Raw genomic sequence first — 21,264 nt, 5'->3', positions numbered from 1 at the left:
ATCGGAAGCGGGTCAGCGTGGGGCCGGCAAGCCGATCAAGCGTCCCGCGTAAGCCGGAGCCGCATATCGGCGCTGCATGGCATGCAACTGCGCGATACGCTCGGCGACATCATCGTCGAACGGTACGGCTTTGGGGCCGCTCGTATCCACGTGCAACAACATCTGCTCGCTCGCCGACACGGCTTCATCGGCTCCATTCGCGAACATTTCGAGATATAAGTGCAGCCGCTTCGCGTCGTGTGCAAGCACGCGGACATCCACTCGCACGCTCGCGCCTTCCTTGATTTCGCGCAGGTAATTGATATGTGCCTCGAGCGTATAAACGGATCGGCCGCGCGATCTGCGCGCAGCATCGTCAAGGCCGATCGCGTCGAGCAACGCATCGGTGGCGAAGCTAAAGATCAGCAGATAAAACGCGTCACGTAAGTGCCCGTTGTAATCTGTCCAATCCGAACGCACCGTATCGCGGTAAATCGTCAGCTCCGTCCCATGCATTGACGCCGTCGTCATCGTCACTCCTCGTAGCGCATTCCGTGACGCGCTTTCACCGCGGCAATCGCCGCAATCACTTCTGTAATGCACTCGTCCCGGTAGCGTTCGAGCGACTTAATGCTCCGCTGTCCCTGCTGTTTCTCCGTACCCTCGACAATGCGATCGACCAGCGCGTCGGTCAAGCGCGGCGCGACCAATTTGGTCCACGGCAATTCCAGTGCGGGACCGAATTGCTGCATGAAATGGCGCATGCCCGCTTCGCCGCCCGCCAGGGTATACGTCAGAAAGGTCCCCATGAACGACCAGCGTATTCCCGCGCCGAAACGGATTGCGTCATCGATCTCGCCCGTCGTCGCAACGCCTTCATCGACAAGATGCAATGCTTCTCGCCACAGTGCTTCGAGCAGACGATCCGCGATAAAGCCGGGCACTTCCTTACGCACCCTTAATGGCCGCATTCCAAGTGAACGGTAGATATCGATCGCCGCGTCGATGGTTTCCGATGCGGTTCGCACACCGCCAAGCACCTCAACCAGCGGAAGCAGATAGACCGGATTGAACGGATGCCCGACCACGCATCGTTCTGGTCGGAGCGCGCGCGCATGAAAATCGGTCGGCAACAAGCCGGACGTCGACGAGCCAATGATTGCATCGGGCTTCGCCGCACGACTGATTTTCTCATGCAGATCAAGCTTCAGCGTTTGCCGTTCCGGCGCGCTTTCCTGAATGAAATCCGCATCGGCGACGCACGCTTCAATCGTCGAGACAAAATGCAATCGCTGTTGCGATGCACCAGGCTTCAACCCGATGCGCTCGAGCGCGGGCCACGCGTTTTCGACATTCGCCCGCAATTGCTGCTCTGCATCTTTTCCGGGGTCCCAAGCAATGACGTCGATCCCGTTTGCCAGTGCGCGCGCCACCCAGCCACTGCCGATGACACCGGTGCCGACCGCCGCGAACGTATTGATTTTAGTGATGACAGCCATGGACGATCTACCCTTGGTGAAAAATGAAACTAAATCAAGCAGTCCGATGCATTATGCATAGTCAGTGATCGCCCGCCGTTCGAGCTGCCGTTCGCCGCGCGGCGCAAGCCCGAGCTTGCGCCGCCCTTCAGCCGGATCCAGCACACGCCCGCCCAATCGTTCAACGATCTCCCGCGCACGCTCGACGAGTGAACCGTTCGATGCATGAACTCCGCGATCAAGCCATAGATTGTCTTCGAGACCGACCCGCACATGTCCTCCAAGCAGCATCGCCTGCGCAACCATCGGCATCTGCATTCTGCCGATCCCGAAGCCGGCCCAATGCGCGCCGGGGGGCAAATTGTCGACCATCGCCTTCATCGTGCCTGTATCGGCGGGCGCCCCCCATGGAATACCCAGGCAAAGCTGGAAAAGTGGCGGATCATCGAGGAGCCCTTCCTTCAGTAATTGCTTCGCGAACCACAAATGACCCGTATCGAAAATTTCCAACTCGGGCTTCACGCCAAGCGCCTGGATTTTCTTCGCACCCACGCGTAATTGCGCGGGCGTCGACACGTAAATAAAGTCTCCGTCGCCGAAATTCAGCGTTCCGCAATCCAACGTGCAAATCTCAGGCAGCAATTCCTCGACGTGCGCGAGTCTCGTCAGTCCGCCCACGAGATCCGTACCTTTGCCAAAGCGCATTGGATCCTCGCCGGGACCGATCTCGAGATCGCCACCCATGCCCGCAGTCAGGTTGATGATGATATCGACGTCGGCTGAGCGAATCCGGTCCACCACTTCCCGATACAATTCCGGATCACGACTGCCGCGGCCGGTTTGCGGATCGCGTACATGGCAATGCGCAACCGTCGCGCCCGCTTTCGCCGCCTCGATCGCCGCGTCGGCAATCTGCTTCGGCGTCACGGGAATCGCCGGATGCCTGCCGACCGTATCGCCGGCCCCCGTCACTGCACAAGTCACTATGACTTCCTGATTCATCGCGCCCACCTTGTTCGAATGAAAATGAGTATGCTCGATAACAACCGTCAACTCGCCGCTCAAAGCCCGAGATAAGCCTTCACTGCAAGTAAACCGTCCTTGCCATCATAGGTTTTCACCCCTGCAAGCCACGCATCGAGCACTTGCGGGTTCTGTTTGATGTATTCCTTCGCCGCATCCACCGGCTTGACTTTGTTCATCACGGACAGCATCAGCCGGTTTTCCATTTGTGTCGTAAAGCGCAGATTGCCGACGAGCTTGCCTGCATTCGGACAACGCACCATATAATCAGGTGCGGTGAGCGTATAGACCCGCGCCTCGCCATAGTTCGCCCCGAATGCCGCATCGCCGCCCGACAGATAATTCATGTTGATCTGGATATTCATTGGATGCGGTTCCCACCCGAGGAATACGATCCATTTCTGGTTACGAATCGCCCGATTCACTTCAACGAGCATCCCCGCCTCACTCGATTCAACGAGCTTGAAACCGCCAAGCCCATACTGATTCGTATCGATCATCTTTTGGATCGTCGCATTCGCGCTGCTGCCTGGTTCGATGCCGTAGATCGTGCCGCCGAGTTCGGCGCGATGCTTCGCGATATCGTCGAATGTTTTCAAACCCGCCTGATAAACATAGGCTGGCACCGCGAGGGTCGCTTTCGCCCCCGACAGATTCGGCGGCTCGACGACCGTGATCGACTTCGAGTCGATAAACGACTGAATCTGATGTTGTTGCACCGGCCACCAATAACCTAGCGAAACGTCGAGTTGTCTATTCTTCAGGCCTGCAAATGAAATCGGCACGGACGCAATCGTTGTCGTCGGCTTGTAACCGAGGCCAGCGAAGAGTAGCGACGCGAGCGCCGTGGTCGACGTAATGTCGGTCCAGCCAATATCCGCGAACCGCACATTTCGGCATGCGGCCGAATCCTGCGCGAACGACGGCTGTGGGAGCAAGCCGACTGCGAAAAGCGTTACACCGGCTGCAAGTGTTTCGATCGGCTTCATCGTTCCCTCCTGATTCGACGGATCATGCATGCCGATTCCGGTAAAACCGTTCGGTCTGCATCGTGGAATCAAAGGTAACGAGTCATATTCGTGGTGAAGCGACCAGCGGCGACGTTCCCTTGCCTGTTTGCGACTCTTCGTAAAAACCACTAGGTGACCGAAAGATCGAATGGAACGGCGCTTTTCCGGCATTTTTAGAAAACCTGCCTTGCCTCGGTGCGCCTTGCTTGATACGCTCAGTCGCAATCGGTCAGATGCGCGAGCCATGCCAGAAGATTTCTATTTCTTGTTGCTGCCTGGCTTTTCCGCGCTAGGCTTCATGTCGGCAGTCGAGCCGCTGCGTGTCGCGAACCGCTTCAAGCCCGATCTGTACCGATGGCGCATCATCAGCAGCGACGGTATGCCGGTTGTCGCGAGCAATGGCATTTTGCTGAATGCAGATGCCGCGTTTGCACAAATCACGCGTGCAAGCACGATTTTCGTCGTGGCGGGCTTCGATCCGCTTGCTTGCTATACGCGCGCGCTCGGCGACTGGCTGAAACGTGAATACCGGCACGGCGCGACGCTCGGCGGGATCGATACGGGCAGCTTCGTGCTCGCGCAAGCCGGCCTGTTCGATCCGTCACACGTGCTGACGCTGCACTGGGAAGCGCTTGCAGCATTCCGCGAACGCTACCCGAACCTGAAGACGACCCAGGAGCTGTTCGAGATCGACGGGCGGCGCATCACCTGTGCCGGCGGCACGGCATCGATCGATATGATGCTCGCCCTGATCGCGCGCCGGCACGGTGCCGAGCTAGCCGCCACGATTTCCGAGCAGTTCGTGCTGGGCCGCATTCGCCAGCATTCCGATCGCCAGCGCCTCGAAATCGCCGCGCGGTACGGCGTACACAATCGCAAGTTGATTCAAGTGATCAGCATGATGGAGCGGCACATCGACAGTCCGCTGACGTCCGCTATGCTCGCTCGGGAAGTCGGCGTAACGCGCCGTCAACTCGAACGTCTATTCAACTCGACCTTGAACGATACGCCGGCGCGTTTCTATCAGCGTCTACGGCTTGAACGTGCACGCGAATTCATTCAGCAGACCGATATGACGGTCGCCGCCGTCTGTGCGGCCTGCGGCTTCGAATCACCTTCTCATTTCTCACGAACCTATCGCGCGCAATTCGGCTTGAGCCCGACAGACGATCGGCGTGCCCGGCGTTGAATTTTTGCATCGCATCACCTGACTGTGCACCACCTTACTGATCTTGCACGCCGAGTCCGTTATCGAAAATACATCGAAATAGCATTGAAAATATTCTGTAACATGGCTACAAATAGATGGTCACGCTGACAACTCGAGGCTCTACACGAGGGGTCCGTGAATAGAAAAGCTGCATATCGAATATCGATTCCGAGGGGCTTATTATGACGATGCACGATCTATTCTCGCCGCACCTGTCTGTCGATTCGCACGCCGTCCTGCACGTCCCCTTCCATCCATCGCCCGGCTCGCGCCACTTGCGCTGATATCCAGCGGCGACACGCCGCTTCACTCTTTTATCTGTCCAATTGCGTCGGCTCGATCTAGCCGGCGCAGGGATTTTGTCGTCCGAGAATTTTCTCGTATTTGTTTCGCTATCCAAATCTTTTTAGATCAGGAGAGATGATGCTGACATCCCTAAAAGCACTGCCGTTCGCACTGAGCCTCGCCGTCGGTTTCGGCACCGCATCGACGGCCTGGGCAGATTCGAAAGCACCGAATCCACAAGAAGAAAGCCGCCGTGCCAGTCTGACACGCGGCATCGTCGCTCCCCTCGACCAAACAAGCAAAACTGGGCAAATCCGCCCTGGAGTAGTTTCGATTACGTTGCCAAGCCCGGCATTTCGTGCAAAGAAAGCCGATGCCGTGACGATGGCACGCGAATTTATCGCCGCGCACGCCGCTCAACTCGGGATCGATCAGAGTTCAGTCGCCAATCTGGCGGTTGCGGCCGAGCGACGCGATGACACTTTTACCGTCGTGCGCTTCCAGCAACGCGCAGCAGGGCTTCCCGTCTACGACAGCGACATCGCAGTCACGGTCGCGCCGGACGGCCGCGTCTTATACGTCGCCAGCAATGCGGTGAACGGCGTCACGCTTGTATCGAGCAAATCGCAAGCCGTCGATAGTCAACAAGCACTCGATCGCGCACGCGCCTATCTAGGCATTGGCGGATTCGCGAACGTTCGGTCACAACTCGTCGCGTTCGTTGACGGTAACGGCACGCACACGGCATGGAAGGTGCGCGGCAAACCGCAAGACAGCCTGCACGGTGATTGGGAGTTGATCATCGATGCAAACAGCGGCGAAGTGCTGCGCGCAGAAGACAAGGCGTCCTACGCAACGGACGGTGCAGGGTTCGTATTTTTGCCCGATCCCCTCTCGGCGACAAGAAGCAGTTACGGTAGTACCGGCTTCAAGGACAACAACAATGCGGATTCGACGCAATTAACCGCAGCACGGGTGCGTGTGACGCTCAAGGATCTCACTCAGTCGGGAACGAATTACAAACTCGCTGGCCCCTACGCGGTATGTGTCGATTTCGATGCGCCCAATGACAATGCATGCCCGGTCCAAACATCGACAACATTCGATTTCACACGCTCCAGCCCGTATTTCGAAGCGGTGAATGCGTACTACCATATCGATACGTTCCTGCGTTATGTGAACCTGGATCTGGGTATCAAGGCAACGCCGTATCAGTATGTCGGAGGCGTGCAATACGATCCGCACGGTCAATCTGGCGCGGATAATTCGTCATACTCACCGAGTTCCGGCAAGCTGTCGTTCGGTCAGGGCGGCGTTGACGATGCGGAAGACGCGGACGTCGTCATTCACGAGCTGGGACACGGCATCCACGACTGGATCACGAACGGCGGACTCTCGCAAGTCGAAGGACTGTCCGAAGGCACAGGCGACTACCTCGCGGCTGGATACAACCGCGATCACGGCCGCTGGAGCTCGTCCGATGCGCAATACAACTGGGTGTTCGTCTGGGACGGTCACAACGAATACTGGGCCGGCCGCGTGACGAACTACAACGTAGGGCGTACCTACACCCAGATTCGTAACGAGGAAATCCATTCCGCCGGACAATACTGGGCTTCGTGCAACCTCGTCGCGCGCGATGCGATCGGCGGCGCTGCCATGGACAAGGCATTCCTCAAAGGACTGTCGATGACCAACAGCTCGACCAGCCAGAAATCCGCAGCCCAAGCCGTGCTGACTGCGGCGGCGGCACTCGGCTACAGCAGCACACAGATCAATGCGATCGGCAACGCATACAACAAGAGCTGTACATATGGCGTGACCGTGCCTAAGGCAATGTAACGAGAGCCGGGCTTCGCCGGGACTCCATCGGGGCGTGCGGATTACACCGCACGCCCGAATCAGAACGAATGCCGCATCCCGATTCGGATGTCGGCCTGCGTTTGAGTCGTAGACGGCGTAAAGCTGTAGCCGATCACCGCATCGACGCCATTCGACGCGCGCAGATAATCGCCGGATACATAGACATCGGTCCGCTTCGACAACAAGTAGTGGAACCCCGCCGAGCCCTGGTTCCAGTGGTGCCCCTCAAAACGTGTGTGCTGATAGCCGCCGATGAAGCTGAACGCAGGCGTGATCTGGTAGCTCGCCCCGCCTTCGTAGACTTGCATGTGCGACGATTGGCCGAACCCTTTGATCGTCGTGTAAGTGAAATTGCCGATCAGCGTCAAATCCTTGATCGTATAGCTTCCGCCGACGCCCAACGTGCTCTGGCTATCCACGTCCATCGGCCTGCTCGAAAACAAATCGGAAACTTGCCCTGTAACCGGATCGACGCGAACCGTCGGCTGACCGAGAAAAGTCTTCACGCCGAGCATTGCATAAGGATCGAATGCATAGATACCGTTCGGATTGTTCAGACGCGTATACGCGGCACCCACCGACAGATCGCCTTGCGTATAGTTGGCGCCGACGCTGTATGCGCTGTTGCGGTGAAAGTTTCCGGCAACGTTGCCGAACGAGTACATTGCGCCGAACTTGAAGCCTCCAAACGTATTCGACAGAAACTTCACGGAGTTCGGCAACCGGTCGCCGTTGAACCGGTCGAAATCACCCTGGTGAATCGCATAGCCGCTTGCCCATGCGGATACGTTGGTCAGGAAGACCATCTCCTCCGTCATGTCGAGCTGATTGCCGAACGATAGCGTGCCCCAATCGTTTTGTAATCCGACATATGCCTGCCGACCAAATTCCGCTCCATTGAAACCGAGCGCGCCGGTTCCGAGCCGGAAGCCGGTTTCGAGTGTAAACACCGCTTTCAAGCCGCCACCGAGATCCTCGGTGCCTTTGAAGCCGATTCGGTTTCCATACGAGACGCCATCGTCGAACTTGAAGACGTGCGAGCCACCCGAATTATTCACGTAGGTCACGCCCCCATCAACGATGCCGTACAGTGTGACGCTGCTTTGCGCACGGACCGCAGCCGGCATACCAGCCATTGCAACCGCGACCGGAATCGCGCTCAGCCAAGCGACATTCGAGCTTTTCATCATCACCCTCCCCAAGCCATCGGAAAATTTCACGCGCGGTTCACGCGCCCGCGAGCACCGTCGAATGACGCCAAGCCACGGCGTCGCTCGCTGATACTGTTCGCGAAAAATACAAACCCATATTTCATTCAACCCGCGTAAACGCGACAGCGAATGTTCCACACGCGACTGCAAGCGTCGCGTGCTCCAATCGAACAGATATGGGAAAGGAAGTGAGATGGCCGCGACGAGCGCCTTAGCGGCCCCACGCAACGTAATAAGAAATGCCGATGGTCAGCACTGCACCAACCAGCGCAGCATAAGGCGCGATATTGAACCAGCGGCTGCGCTGCGATATCGTCAGTGAAATATCACGGGCCATTTGCTCAGGGAAACGACCACGGTCCTGCCAGTAATGGCGATAGACGAAAACCGGCACGATTAGCAGCATCGCAATCAAACCGTTACGCAGCGTACCTTTGCCTTGCAGATCCGCCCCGACGCCTACATAGACAAGATTCGCGTAGCCGCATACGGCACCAAGCACAAGCAACCATGTCGGGCACCGGAACGGCCGCGCCCGGTCGCCACGATCCATTCGATGAATCCATCCCGACTGCAGATTCAGGAAGACGAACAGCATGTAGCAGACATTCGAGACCGACAGCACAGTCATGTAGTCGGACATCATCAGCAGCACGAGATTGAAACCGAGATCGGTCCACATCGCGCGCGTCGGCGCACCATGCTCGTTGACGTGCGAAAGGTATTTCGGCAGCCAGCCATCAACGGACGCTTGATAGAGCGTGCGGGACGAGCCCATCATCGACGTCATCACGATCAGCAGGATCGATAGCATCAGCATCACGACGATCGCATTGGCCACCCATGCACCGCCGCCGACGATACGCGCCATCGCAGCAGCAACACCCGTGCCATCCCCGATATGTGGATCGAGCATTGCCGCAGTGCCTAGTGCCCCCTGAAACGCCATTGGCACGAGTGTCATGACGATCAGGCACAGCGCGCCCGACCAGAAGATCGCCTTCGCGGTATCGCGGCGCGGATCGCGAAATTCGCGGGTGTAACACACCGCCGTTTCAAAACCGTATGACGCCCAGCCGGCCATAAACATCGCGCCGAGCGCCATCACGACACCCTGCCCATTCCAACTTCCGAACGAAGCCGCAGTCAGGTTGCCGTGTGCATCGCGTCCGAGCGGTAACAAAGGCAGCAGATTCGATATCGGCACATCGCCCGTGACGAACGGCACGATGCCGACGATCAAAAGCGGCGTCAATGACGCGATGCCGAGGATGCGCTGAGTACGCGCGGCTTTCGACGCACCGCTATGCTGCAGTTTGAAAGTGACGAGCAACAGAATTGCCGCGATCACAAAAGTTGCGTCGACACGCAGAGTAAGACCGGACTTGATGAAGCCGAGATCGAGGAGCGTCCACTTCCAATTGAGGATAGCCGCGTCGGCAGGAAACAAGCTGGTGAGTGCATAGCTCGCGGCAAGACCGCAGCCGAGCGCCAGCATCGGCGACCACGCGAGCCAGTTGCACCACACCGAAACGGGTGCGATCAACTTGCTGTAACGCACCCAACCCATCGCACCGTATACCGATGCGCCGCCCGATTTATGGGGAAATAGCCCGGAAATTTCCGCATAAGTCGCGCTTTGAATCAAACCCATCGTGATCGCGGCGATCCAGATCGCCCACGCGGGTTGGCCGACCGTCGCACATACGCCGCCGATCGTGAACAGCACACCCGCAGGCACACCGCTCGTTACCCAAAAAGCATCCTTCCAATCCAAGCCGCGATGCAGCGTGCGGCCTTCTTCTTCATGTGAGATCGTTGATTCGATATCGCTGGTGCTGCGCGTACGCAGTCCTGCTTGACTCATCAAAAGCCCTCCCGTGAGGAGCCCGAACAAGATTACATTCTACCAACAATTTTAAACAAAACTAAAAAAATGCTGATTTTTCCGCTTAAAAGTTCAATTTTTTGTTAATTAGTTCGGATAACTGCATATTTTATTTATCCTCCCAATGCACGCATGAGCAGGCTCGCACGGGGTTCGTCAGGGCATTGAGCCGAGCCAATCGGCTACCCGATCGCGATGCGCCGCGATCCATGCATCGGCTGCGGCGGCCGGTTTCGTACCGTTCTGAATCGCGAGCATCACGGTGTCGATCTCGCCTGGCTTCCACTGAAATTTCTTCAGGAACGCGACAACCGGCTTAGCCTTCACCTCGAGGCCTGGGTTCGCGACGCTATCGACATGCTCTGCCGCGCCGTAAACCCTTTTGGGGTCGTCGAGAAAGCGCAATTTCCACTTCGCGAACATCCAATGAGGCGCCCATCCGGTCACGACGATCGCTTTGTTCGCGTGAATCGCGCGTGCCAGCTCCGCAGTCATCGCACTACCCGAACTCGGCATCAGCGTGTAGTCAAGGCGGTATGCCTTGAGCGCATCGTCGGTCTTGCGCATCAGGCCAGCACCCGCATCGATACCGACGATGCGGGCGCCAAATTCGGCTTTATTGGCGTTCAAATCCTCGACCGTCTTCGCATTCACGTAGGCAGGCACCACCAGGCCAAGCCGCGCATCCGGAAAATTCACGCCGAGATTGACGACCTTAGCCTTGAACTGATCCCAATAGGCACCCTGCGTGGTGGGTAACCATGCAGACAACGTCGCATCGAGATCGCCGCGCGCAACGCCCTGCCACATTACGCCGGCTGCAACAGGAACGAGTTGGACTGGGTAGCCCAGCCGCGTCTCGATGACCCGTGCGGCGACATTGGACGTCGCAACACTATCGTCCCAGCCTTCGACATAACCGATTTTCAATATCGGCTTCGTATCAGCAAATGTCGATGAAGCCGCAAACAAAAACATCGACAGCACACCGCCGCTTACCCATTTTGCAAAGCGCTTCATGCTCGATCTCCCCGAGGTTTTCAAGACGCGAATGACCTCTTCAGATTCGTCGATCAGAAATCCCCGATACTCCGTCTTTGCGACATGCATTTGCCCAACCACGACGCAGCGTGCCTATTTATCGACGACCAGATCGGACAGCGGCTTGCTGCAACATAGCAACACCATGCCTTGATCGATTTCCCTCTGACGGATGCCACCGTTGTGCTTCATGTCTACCTGTCCCGAGACCAGCTTCACCTTGCAGGTGCCGCACATTCCCTGGGTACACGACGCGGCTAAGCGCACGCCTGCCAACCGCGCGGCGTCCAGTACGTTTTGATCCGGATTACAGATGATTTCGCGCCCGCTTTTCGCAAAACTGACCGCATACTGCCGGGCTTGGGTGCCGCCTGCGCTCCCCGGCTCAGCACTGCACGGCTCACCTTGCACATTGCCGCCGCTCGTCGGCCCGTCCTCTTCGATAAGCGTTTCGAACGAAAAACTCTCCTCGTGATAACGGCTGCGATCGAATCCCGCTTCGTCTAGTAGATCCCGAACAGCTTTCATATACGGCGCCGGCCCGCAAGTGAAAATTTCCCGATCGAGAAAATCCGGGGCGATCAGCTTCAATAGCGGCAGGGACAAATAACCGGTTACGCCGTGCCAGTTAGTACGCGCGCCAAGCCGCTCGCAAACGAACGCCGTGCGGAAATTCGCCTGAGACGCGGCAATCAGATCGAGTTCGCGCGCAAAGATGATGTCGTCCGGCGTGCGTGCGCTGTGCACGAACACGATGTCGCGATCTTCGGCAAGGTCGTGATGCGCTCGACTCATCGACATCAGCGGTGTGATGCCTGAGCCCGCAGACAAAAACAGATACTTGCGAGCGGGATGCCTGGCGCAACTGAATACGCCCGCTGGCCCGAGCACACGGATCGCCGCGCCGGGCCGCAGATTGTCGTGCAGCCAGTTCGACACCCTTCCGCCGGGCACGCGCTTCACCGTGATCGAAATCGTATGCGGCCGTGCCGGCGACGATGAAATCGTATAGCAGCGGTTAAGCGTTTCGCCGTCGATGTCCAGCTCCAGCGTGACGAACTGCCCCGGCTCGAACGAAAATGCCCGCCCTTGACGTGAACGAAAGAAGAAGCTTTTGACATCGTGCGTTTCCTGCCGCACCTGGCAGCAGACGAGCGATTCCTCGACATCGCTCGTCCAGCGTTCCGGCAATTCCCGCCAGAACGCTGGACGCGTCACACGGCTGTCGACGGGCTCGAAATTCTCGGTATCTCGCATCATGTTGCACTCCGTCGCCGTGCTAGATGCCAATATAGGCGGCCAGCCGGTCGATATACCATTCTGAGAATTTCTCGACATACCCTTCGGTGTACGGAGAATACGGGCCCGGCTCATAGGCGCTGCTCGATGCGCCTCGCTGGGAAAACTCGACGAGCGCACGATCCTGGTCGTTCGTCGCGTTCCAGACGGCAGTCAGATTTTTCACGTCGTAATCGACACCTTCCTGCGCATCCTTGTGTACGAGCCATTTCGTTCGCACGAGCGTTTCGCCCGGCGACAACGGAATGACCGAAAAAGTCACGATATGATCACTCATGAAGTGATGCCATGAGTTGGGCTGCGTCCAGAAAGACAAGCCACCAAGATCAGCGCGGCGGAATTCGCCAAGCAGCTTCTTCGACGCGATCCTTGCATCGAGCGTTTGGGATTCACCGCTGCGATCGAGCGGCAGACGCTGCGTGCGAAAACCGGTCACGTCGGTCAGGCGCTCGATTTCGACAGACGGCAGATTCAGCGCCTCCCACTGCGCGGCGCGCTCGACGCAGACACGTTCGAACTCGGCCATGCCTTGCGCATTGGTCGGCGACGGCTGATAGCCGAATCCATATTCGTACAGCGAAACGACCAGTTCCGGATGGTTCGCGATGCAGTGGTAGCATTCGCGATTGTTCTCCATCGTCAGCTTCCAGTTACCTTTCTCGACGATATCGACCTGTGCCGCAATTTTCGTGTTCGGCAAATCATGCGGCAGCATGTACGGCTCCATCGCCGCGCGCATCCTGGCGAAATCGGCAGGGGGTTCATCGGCGAGACAAACGAACAAAAGCCCCGCCAGATTTTGCAGATGCACCGGCTTGAGGCTGTGCTTGCAACGATCGAATTGCTCGCCCATGTGCTCGGCAAACATGAGTTTGCCGGTCAAATTGTAGGTCCAGCTATGATATGGGCAGACGATATTGCCGACCGATCCCTTCTCCTCGTTACACAATCGCGCGCCCCGGTGGCGACAGACGTTGTGAAATGCGCGGATCTCCATATCGTCGTCGCGCACGATCAGAATCGAATCTGATCCAATTTCGATTGTTACGTAATCGCCTGGCTCGGGCACGTCCGGTTCGACCGCCACCTGGATCCAGTGCCTACGAAATATCGCGTCGATATCAAGTGCGAAAACCTCGTCGCTCAGATAAAACGGCGCCTCCAAGCTATGGCCTGTTTTGCGCCGCGCCACCAGCGCGCGGATGTCTGCCGATACTGTCATCTTTTGCTCCGGATTCCTTGGTTTTTGCCGACAGGCATCGTCGATTCAATAGTCGATAAGTCGATGCTCGCGCAAATACGCGAGAATCACTTGTGCTTTTTCGACCGAACTCCCTTCAATTACGACGTTTCCGCCACGGCTCTCGGTGGTCGTCGCGCTCAGCATCCGTGCATGGCCCGAACGCTTATCCGCCGCCGCGAGCTTCACCGGCGGGCGAGTCGCTGTGCGCTTCGTCCATTGCGCGGCCTCGGTCGATGCGTCCACCATAACGCGCCCCGCGCGCCCCGCGCGCACGGCGCCCGCACGCAATCGTGCATACGCGTAGCGTGGCGCAGCGTTCGCGAGCGGATGCACGGCGACGACAGCGGGCAACGCCGCGTCGACACGTCTTCGCAGACCTTTCGGCAAGAACTGACGCAGCGTCGCCCTGCCCGCCTCGACGCCAACATCGACCGCTGCCCCGGCAAATCGCCAGCCCAGTGATGCCGCCAAGCGATATGGCAACATGCCGGAGTCATACGCCCCTTCCGCTCGGGTTCCGGTCAGCACGAGATCGCAACCGCGCACGCGTGCGGCAAGCGCGGCGATCGCATCGTCACCGTCCGCGCATTCGAGCACTTCGATCTCTGCCGCACCGAGCGCAAGATAATCGGCAAGCGCCGGATTGCCCGGATCGCCCGCGTGGATCACGCTGAGCCGCGCGCCATGCTCCGCGGCAAGCGCGCGACCGATGTCGAGCGCCGCCGCGTCGTTGCGGCTGTAGCGCGGCACCCCTGATACCGGGTTGCGCCCGATCGACACCAGCACCGCGATAGTTTCGAGCCGGCGATACGAGTTCATGCAATCACTCCTTCCTGCTCATGCGAATGCCGCACGACGCCTGCCTGTGCATTCGCCGCGCGTGCGGCACCTACCGCCTCGGTCAATGCGGCGATCGTTTGCTGAGCATCACCGACGATAGTCAGGTTCGCGCGCTTGACGATCGGTGCGCTGCCGTCGAGATTCACTGCAATCACATGTCGGCAGTCCTTGATTCCTTGCAAGTGTTGGACGGCCCCCGAAATGCCGAACGCGATATAGACACTCGCTTCGACCGTCTTGCCCGTCGCGCCAACCTGCTTGTCACGTGCGAAGTGGCCGTTGTCGACCGCGACACGGCTTGCGCCGATCGCCGCGCCGAAGGCCGTCGCCAGTTGCTCGAATGCCGCGATATCGGTCACGCCGTTGCCGGCCGACACGATGAAATCCGCCTCTTCGAGTGCGACTTGAGCCGCATCGATCGCTTCGATGCCGAAATCCCGATACGCATCGCCAGCAGCCGAGCCGAAGCTGGAGGACGAGTCGATCGCAAGCGCACGCGCCGCGCCCGAGAACGGGAGCTTCATTTCAACGGCGTTCGGTGCAAGCAGCACGACGTCGGGCAGCGAGCGCGTCGCGAAACTGCGTTTTGCGTCGGTATAGACACCCACGTGCTTGGCGTCGATCTCGACAACATGCGTCGCGACGCTCGCATTCATTGCGGCGGCATAGCGGCGTCCGAGATCGCCGCTACCTGACGCGTCGTCAGGCATGAACACGTGCCGCGGCGATAATGCGGCAGCACACGTTCGCAATGCGTCGAGTTCGCGCTCGGGGTCAAACGTCCGGCGATCGAAATCAGGCAAGACGATCAGCGCATCGGCGCCAAGCGCTCCTGCGTCGTCGATCAATGCGCCGAAAACGACGAGCACGACTTCGGTTTGCGCGTCGGCAATCAGCGCAGCCGCCGCGATCGCCTGGCGTGCGTGATCATCGAGCGTGCCGCGCTCACTGTGGCATGCAACCAGCAATACGCTTTTTGCATCGCGCACTTCGCGCAGCGGCTTCGCCGATTCCACGTGCCCGGCGCGCGGCTGCCACTGCGCGGCATCGGCCGATATGCCGCCCGTCTCGCCAAGCGTGATGCGCCTGAGCCCTGCCGCCGTCACAACGAACGGCCGGCGTGGATCGATTCTTTTGAGCAGCGTCATGGGTTACTCCAACGATGCGGCGACCAGTTCCGCGATGTCGAGCACGTCGGGCCGTGGGCCGACGACGCCTTCGAGCATCGCGGTGCAATTCGGGCAGCCCACCGCGACTACTTCGGCGCCCACCGCCCGCGCGTCGGCAATCCGAATGTCGGGAATCCGCTGCTTGCCGGGAATATCGGTGAGCGGCGCACCGCCGCCGCCGCCGCAACAGCGGCCGCGCACGCCATGCCGCTCCATTTCGACGATTTGGATGCCGATCGTCTTCAGAAGCTTGCGCGGCGCATCGATCTGCCCGTTGTAACGGCCGAGATAGCAAGGATCATGATAGGTAATACGCTTGTCGCGCAACGCTTCGGCCGCGCGCGGCGAAATTTTGCCCGCCGCGACCAGTTCCGCGATGAACGCCGTATGATGCTTCACGGTATATCGCACACCAAAAGCCCGATATTCGTTTTGCAGGCTGTGCATCACGTGTGGATCGGCCGTCACGATCTGCGTGAACGAAAGTTTGCCGAGCGTATCGATCAGGCGCGTCGCGCTTTGCATAAACGTCGCCTCGTCGCCAAGCCGGCGTGCGACGTCGCCCGTATCCGTTTCCGCCGCACCAAGCACCGCATAGTCGACACCTGCGCGATTCAGCACTTTTACGAGTGCGCGCAGCGTGCGCTGATAGCGCATGTCGAACGCGCCTTCGCCCGCGACGATCAGCACATCGACAGGATGTGCCGGTTGGGCGATGCGTGCGCCGAGATCGACCGCCCAGTCGTAGCGCGCTGCCACGTCATAACCGCCCATCGTGCCTGTTTCGCGCAAATTCGCGAGCACTTGCGCACCCTTGCCCGGCACCGCGCCGTGAACGAGCGTCTGGTTGCGGCGCATGTCGACGATCGCGTCGACATGCTCGATCAGCATCGGACATTCGTGCACGCAGGCGCGGCATGTCGTGCACGACCACAACGTATCGGCCTCGATCAGCTCGGGCACGATCGCGCGTTGCGGCGCACCGCCATGCTTGCCGACCGGAATGCCCGGTGTGGGGCTGCCCGCATAGGCCGAATCGGTGCCGCCCGCCATCCCGACGACGAGATCCTGGATCAGTTTCTTCGGATTGAGCGGCTGGCCGGCCGCGAACGCAGGACACGCGGCTTCGCATTTACCGCACTGCACGCATGCATCGAAGCTCAATAGCTGATTCCAGCGGAATTCCACGGGTCTCGCCACGCCGAATTCGTTATGTTCGACATCGGCAGGCTTCAGCGCGTTCGGCGGTATCGCAGGGCCACTGGCATACGCGGTGCGCGTCGCATCGAAGCGCTCCTGACGCGGATGAAACGCAAGGTGCAGCAAACCGGCAACCGCATGCTTCATCGGGCCACCGCGCGCCGCGCCGACGGTCATCGCGAACGCGCCCGCGCCGGTCATCAGCGCACAGAGCAACGCGAATCCGCCCGACATCACCGACGCTGGCACGAACACCAGCAGCATGAGACCGAGCGAGAATGCCCCGAGCAACCACGGCAGCGTATTCCAGGGGCCGCGCGACAGTCTGGTCGGCACGTCCTTCGCATGCCGCCGGCGCCAAACGTACACCGCACCGACGAACATCGCGAGCGCTGCAATGAAGATCAACACATCGAGCCACGGCGAATAGAGCGCCAGCCCGTAGTTGACGAACACGAGCATGAGCGCGGCTATCGCGCCGCCGGCAGTCGCGACATGCGTTTTCGCGATATACGGATCACGGGCGACGACATGATGCAAATCGACGAAATAGCGCTTCGGAATCGTCAACAAGTGGGTAATGCCGAACGTGCCGGGCACGCTCGCGCGGCCAAGCCGCCAATATGCCGCCCGCTTCGCAACGGCAAACGCGAGCCCTATGATCGACAGCCACAGCAGCACGGTAATCAGAATGGCCGGATTCATCTGTCAGAAATCCTTAGCAAGTCGCAGTGCATCGTAGATTGCGCCGTGGATGTTGTGCATCGAGATGCAATCGCCGACGCGAAACAACAGGAAACGGCCGTCGCCCAGCGCTTCGGACAAACACGGCTGAGGTTGCGCAGCGAAAAGCTTATGAACGTCGATCTGCCCGCGGTTCACCGATTCCGGTTTCAGTTGCCAGTACAGCGCATCGTTCGGCGTGATGCCATTCTCGATCACGACTTGATCGACCGCGCGCTCCTCCTGTTCTTCCGTGTATTCGTTGCGCAACACGGCGATCTTCTTGCCGTCTTCCTCATACACGCGATCGAGCCAATAATTCGGCGTATGGATCACGCCTTGCGCATACAACCTGCGATAGAAGATCGGGAATGTCGTGCCGCCGCAATCGTCGGCAACTTTCACGTCCGGCGTGACGATCTCGACCTGGGAGCCGCGGCTCGCGATGAAATCCGCCACACCCGCGCCTGCGTGCATGCTGACCCCGTCGTAAACCAGCACGTTGCGCTTCGGCTCAACGCGGCCCGACAGGATGTCCCACGCGCTGACCGCGAGACCGTCGGCGACGCCCCATGCGCTCACCTGCGAAGTGAAACTCGCGCCGCCGGTCGCAAGCACGACAATATCCGGCTTCTCGGCGAGAATCGCTTTCATGTCGGCTTCGACACCGAGCCGCCGATCGACGCCCAAGCGCTTCGTCTCCAGATCGAACCAGCGCACGATGCCCGCCATCTGTTCGCGTTGCGGCGCCTTGGCCGCCAGCAGGATCTGCCCGCCGACTTCGCGATTCTTTTCGAACAACACGACATCGTGACCGCGCGCACGCGCGACGCGCGACGCTTCGAGTCCAGCCGGCCCCGCGCCGACGACGACAACCTTGCGTTTCGGACCGCGCGATTTCTCGATCACGTGCGGCATCGTCGCTTCGCGCGACGTCGCCGCATTCTGCACACACAGCACGTCGAGCCCGTTGTACTGACGGTCAATGCAATAGTTCGCACCGACGCACTGCTTGATCTCGTCCTCACGGCCATCGCGAATCTTGATGACCATATGCGGATCGGCAATCTGCGCACGCGTCATCCCGACGAGGTCCACCATCCCGTTCGCGAGCAGCCGCTCGGCCTGCCCCGCATCGCGAATGCTCTGTGCATGCATCACCGGCACCTTGACGACCGATTTGATGCCTGCCGCGAGGTGCACAAACGGCTCCGGCGGCAACGCCATCGGCGGCATGCAATTCGCGAGCGTATTGTGTGTATCTGCTCCCGAACCGATTACGCCGAGATAATCGATGAGGCCCGTGTCGGACATCGCATGCGCAATCTCCCTCAACTGCACGTGATCGAGACCGTCCTCATGAAATTCGTCACCGCACATCCGCAAGCCGACGCAGAAATCGCTGCCGACCGCTTCGCGCACCGCACGCAGCACTTCCAGACCGAAGCGCAAGCGGTTCTCGAGGCTGCCGCCCCATTCGTCGTTCCGGAAATTCGTGCGCGGGCTCCAGAACTGATCGATCAGATGCTGGTGCGCAGCGGAAATCTCAATGCCGTCCATGCCGGCGTCTTTCACACGCTTGGCGGCCGCGGCAAAATCGCCGATGATGCGGCGGATCTCCTCCGGTTCGATCACTTTCGCATTGCCGCGATGGACAGGCTCACGCACACCGGACGGTGACATGAGATGCGGCCAATGCTCGCCATGGAACGCCGATCGGCGGCCCATGTGGGTGGCCTGAATCATGATCTTCGCGCCATGCCGATGCATCGCTTCGGCAAGGCGAGCGAGCGGCTCTATCACTTTGTCGGTCGACAAATTGACCGATTTCCACCAGCCTTGCGGGCTGTCGATCGATACCGGGCTCGATCCTCCACAGACAGCAAGGCCAACGCCGCCTTTCGCTTTTTCCTCGTAATAGCGAATATAGCGCTCGCCCGGCAACCCGCCCGGCTCGGCATAGACTTCGGCATGCGCGGTGCTGACGATCCGGTTGCGCAGCGTGAGCTGGTTCAGCGTCAGTGGTTTGAACAAGTGGGGGTAACGCATTTCGGTCGACCTCTGACGTTTATGCTAGCGAAATGTGATGTTGTCCTGACGAATACCGTGTCAGTGCGCGAGCGGCGACACTTCGAAAACGCAATAGTCGTGCCCTTCGGCCGCACATTGCGTCTCGCGAGACCACGCGCGCGGCGCGTTATTGTTTTCCGGTGTCGTATCGTTGACCCAGTCCATCGCGCCGGCGAACCAGCCCGCGAACATGTAGCAGAGCTTGCCTTCCTTGCCGGGCTGCGCGAGTACGAACGACGAGTGGCGCAGTTCGACCCGGGCGCGCGCCTGAATGGGGTCGGCGTCGACGATCGAAAACAGTCCCCAGCCGCGCTGAGACAACCTTTTCAGGTAATGCTCGAACACCGCAAGCCCGGCGAGCCCGTGCTGTTTCGCTTCCTTGTCGCACCAGTGATAGGCTGACTTGTAGCCGGCCCGATAGAGAATCTGCGCGTACACGTCGCGGCCAAGCGCCTCCTCAACCGCCGTGTGATTGTTCGTGAAAAAATGACGCGGCACGTACAGCATCGGCAGCGCATCGGTGGTCCAGACGCCGGTGGTCGGATCGACGTCGATCGGCAATTGTGGTTGCATCGTGTGGCTCCGAGAGAATTGCGTGCGCCGCGGCGGCTTGTGCGCGGCACTTATCCATCTGCCGTGGCGAATCGCGGCTTATTGAATCAAGTGATCCAATACACGGGAATTCGGATATCTGATCGTCTGAAACTAGGCACCCCAAACTTCCTTGAACACGCGCACCCAGTTTTCGCCCATGATCTTGCGGATGCGCGTCTCCTTCCAGCCCGCACGCTCCATCGCGGCCGTCAAATTCGGAAATTCGCCGATCGTGCGAATACCTTCAGGGTTCACGACTTTCCCGAAATTCGTGAGCCGCCGGTAACGCCCCTTGTCATGAGTGAGCCAATCGAAGAAATCGACGCTATAGCCCTGCGTAAAATCGGTGCCAATGCCAACCGTATCCTCGCCGATCAGATTCACGACGTAGTCGATTGCTTCGATATAGTCATCGATCGTCGCTTCGATCCCACGTTTCAGGAACGGCGCGAACATCGTCACGCCGACGAATCCGCCGGCATCGGCGATCTCCTTCAACTGTGCATCGCTTTTGTTACGCGGATGTTCCTTGAGCCCGGACGGCAGGCAATGCGAATAGCAAACGGGCTTCTTCGAGAACGCGATCGCCTCCGACGACGTGTTGCCACCCACATGCGACAGATCGACCATGATCCCGACGCGATTCATCTCGGTAATCACTTCGCGGCCGAAATCGGACAATCCGCCGTCGCGCTCGTAGCAGCCGGTGCCGACAAGATTTTGCGTGTTGTAGCAGAGTTGAACGACGCGCACGCCCATGTCGGCAAACGCCTCGATATAGCCAAGGTTGTCCTCGAATGCATGCGCATTCTGAAAACCGAGGATCACGCCGGTACGGCCCTCCCGCTTGGCTCGCAGGATGTCGTCCGTCGTGCGCACGAGCGTCAGCAGTTCGCTGTTGTCGCGAATCTGCTTTTTCATCTGCGCGATGTTGTCGACCGTCTTCGCGAAGTTCTCCCACACCGACACCGTGCAGTTCGCGGCCGTCACGCCGCCTTTGCGCATATCTTCGAATACTGAACGGTCGAATTTCGAGATATTCAGGCCGTCGATGACGATGCTGTCTTCGTGCAGCGTACTCATGGGTTGAAGGCTCCAGTCTCAGTTTATTTCGCGCGTAATCCGGTTCGGCGGCGCA

At 59.2% G+C, this 21,264-nt stretch carries 17 protein-coding genes; 2 read left to right on the top strand and 15 right to left on the bottom strand.

Going from position 1 to position 21,264, the window contains the following annotated elements; all coding sequences use genetic code 11:
- Positions 1-12: 12 nt before the first annotated feature.
- Genes AQ611_RS18535 through AQ611_RS18520 form a run of 4 tightly spaced genes read right to left on the bottom strand, consistent with a single transcriptional unit; the run spans position 13 to position 3,469 of the window.
- Positions 13-510: a thioesterase family protein gene (locus AQ611_RS18535; RefSeq protein ID WP_176704058.1), complete on the bottom strand. Its 498-nt coding sequence runs from the start codon at positions 508-510 to the stop codon at positions 13-15.
- A gap of 2 nt (positions 511-512) precedes the next feature.
- Positions 513-1,478, bottom strand: coding sequence for an L-carnitine dehydrogenase (locus AQ611_RS18530; protein ID WP_059514839.1), 966 nt, complete (start codon positions 1,476-1,478; stop codon positions 513-515).
- A 51-nt stretch (positions 1,479-1,529) separates the two neighbouring features.
- The gene (gene cdhC, locus AQ611_RS18525; protein WP_059515510.1) at positions 1,530-2,459 is read right to left on the bottom strand and encodes a 3-dehydrocarnitine:acetyl-CoA trimethylamine transferase CdhC; all 930 of its coding nucleotides are present in this window, start codon (positions 2,457-2,459) and stop codon (positions 1,530-1,532) included.
- A 59-nt stretch (positions 2,460-2,518) separates the two neighbouring features.
- Positions 2,519-3,469 (bottom strand): choline ABC transporter substrate-binding protein, encoded by a 951-nt coding sequence (locus tag AQ611_RS18520; RefSeq protein ID WP_059515512.1) that lies wholly within the window; start codon positions 3,467-3,469, stop codon positions 2,519-2,521.
- A gap of 265 nt (positions 3,470-3,734) precedes the next feature.
- Between AQ611_RS18520 and AQ611_RS18515 the strand changes: the two genes are divergently transcribed.
- Together AQ611_RS18515 and AQ611_RS18510 are read left to right on the top strand one after the other, a co-directional pair.
- On the top strand, positions 3,735-4,679 hold the full coding sequence (locus tag AQ611_RS18515) for a GlxA family transcriptional regulator (protein ID WP_059514841.1): 945 nt from the start codon (positions 3,735-3,737) through the stop codon (positions 4,677-4,679).
- A gap of 444 nt (positions 4,680-5,123) precedes the next feature.
- Positions 5,124-6,827: a M36 family metallopeptidase gene (locus AQ611_RS18510; protein WP_069236384.1), complete on the top strand. Its 1,704-nt coding sequence runs from the start codon at positions 5,124-5,126 to the stop codon at positions 6,825-6,827.
- A gap of 59 nt (positions 6,828-6,886) precedes the next feature.
- Here AQ611_RS18510 and AQ611_RS18505 read toward each other — a convergent pair whose 3' ends face one another.
- The 11 genes from AQ611_RS18505 to AQ611_RS18455 form a co-directional block, all read right to left on the bottom strand.
- Positions 6,887-8,035: a porin gene (locus tag AQ611_RS18505; RefSeq protein ID WP_059515517.1), complete on the bottom strand. Its 1,149-nt coding sequence runs from the start codon at positions 8,033-8,035 to the stop codon at positions 6,887-6,889.
- A 235-nt stretch (positions 8,036-8,270) separates the two neighbouring features.
- Positions 8,271-9,926 carry a trimethylamine N-oxide permease gene (locus AQ611_RS18500; protein WP_069235629.1) on the bottom strand — a complete coding sequence of 552 codons (1,656 nt, stop codon included), beginning with the start codon at positions 9,924-9,926 and terminating at the stop codon, positions 8,271-8,273.
- A 177-nt stretch (positions 9,927-10,103) separates the two neighbouring features.
- Positions 10,104-10,967, bottom strand: coding sequence for a glycine betaine ABC transporter substrate-binding protein (locus AQ611_RS18495; RefSeq protein ID WP_059514844.1), 864 nt, complete (start codon positions 10,965-10,967; stop codon positions 10,104-10,106).
- Positions 10,968-11,081: 114 nt separating this feature from the next.
- Positions 11,082-12,248 carry an FAD-binding oxidoreductase gene (locus AQ611_RS18490; RefSeq protein ID WP_069235628.1) on the bottom strand — a complete coding sequence of 389 codons (1,167 nt, stop codon included), beginning with the start codon at positions 12,246-12,248 and terminating at the stop codon, positions 11,082-11,084.
- A gap of 19 nt (positions 12,249-12,267) precedes the next feature.
- Positions 12,268-13,509: an aromatic ring-hydroxylating oxygenase subunit alpha gene (locus AQ611_RS18485; RefSeq protein WP_069235627.1), complete on the bottom strand. Its 1,242-nt coding sequence runs from the start codon at positions 13,507-13,509 to the stop codon at positions 12,268-12,270.
- Positions 13,510-13,554: 45 nt separating this feature from the next.
- On the bottom strand, positions 13,555-14,349 hold the full coding sequence (locus AQ611_RS18480; RefSeq protein ID WP_069235626.1) for a drug:proton antiporter: 795 nt from the start codon (positions 14,347-14,349) through the stop codon (positions 13,555-13,557).
- Positions 14,346-15,518 (bottom strand): electron transfer flavoprotein subunit alpha/FixB family protein, encoded by a 1,173-nt coding sequence (locus tag AQ611_RS18475; protein WP_069235625.1) that lies wholly within the window; start codon positions 15,516-15,518, stop codon positions 14,346-14,348. The genes AQ611_RS18480 and AQ611_RS18475 overlap by 4 nt, the downstream gene beginning before the upstream one ends.
- A 3-nt stretch (positions 15,519-15,521) precedes the next feature.
- A complete protein-coding gene (locus tag AQ611_RS18470; protein WP_069235624.1) occupies positions 15,522-17,444 on the bottom strand; it encodes a (Fe-S)-binding protein in 1,923 nt (640 codons plus the stop codon).
- A 3-nt stretch (positions 17,445-17,447) separates the two neighbouring features.
- A complete protein-coding gene (locus tag AQ611_RS18465; protein WP_069235623.1) occupies positions 17,448-19,511 on the bottom strand; it encodes an NADH:flavin oxidoreductase in 2,064 nt (687 codons plus the stop codon).
- 60 nt (positions 19,512-19,571) lie between these two features.
- Positions 19,572-20,105, bottom strand: a complete 534-nt coding sequence (locus tag AQ611_RS18460; protein ID WP_069235622.1) for a DUF5943 domain-containing protein — start codon at positions 20,103-20,105, stop codon at positions 19,572-19,574.
- 132 nt (positions 20,106-20,237) lie between these two features.
- Positions 20,238-21,209, bottom strand: a complete 972-nt coding sequence (locus AQ611_RS18455; RefSeq protein WP_069235621.1) for a dipeptidase — start codon at positions 21,207-21,209, stop codon at positions 20,238-20,240.
- Positions 21,210-21,264 lie beyond the last annotated feature (55 nt).

It is taken from the genome of Burkholderia singularis (assembly GCF_001718875.1).
GTDB lineage: Bacteria > Pseudomonadota > Gammaproteobacteria > Burkholderiales > Burkholderiaceae > Burkholderia > Burkholderia singularis.
The sequence above is the reverse complement of the archived record's forward strand: the minus strand, read 5'-3'. Positions and strand labels throughout refer to the sequence as shown.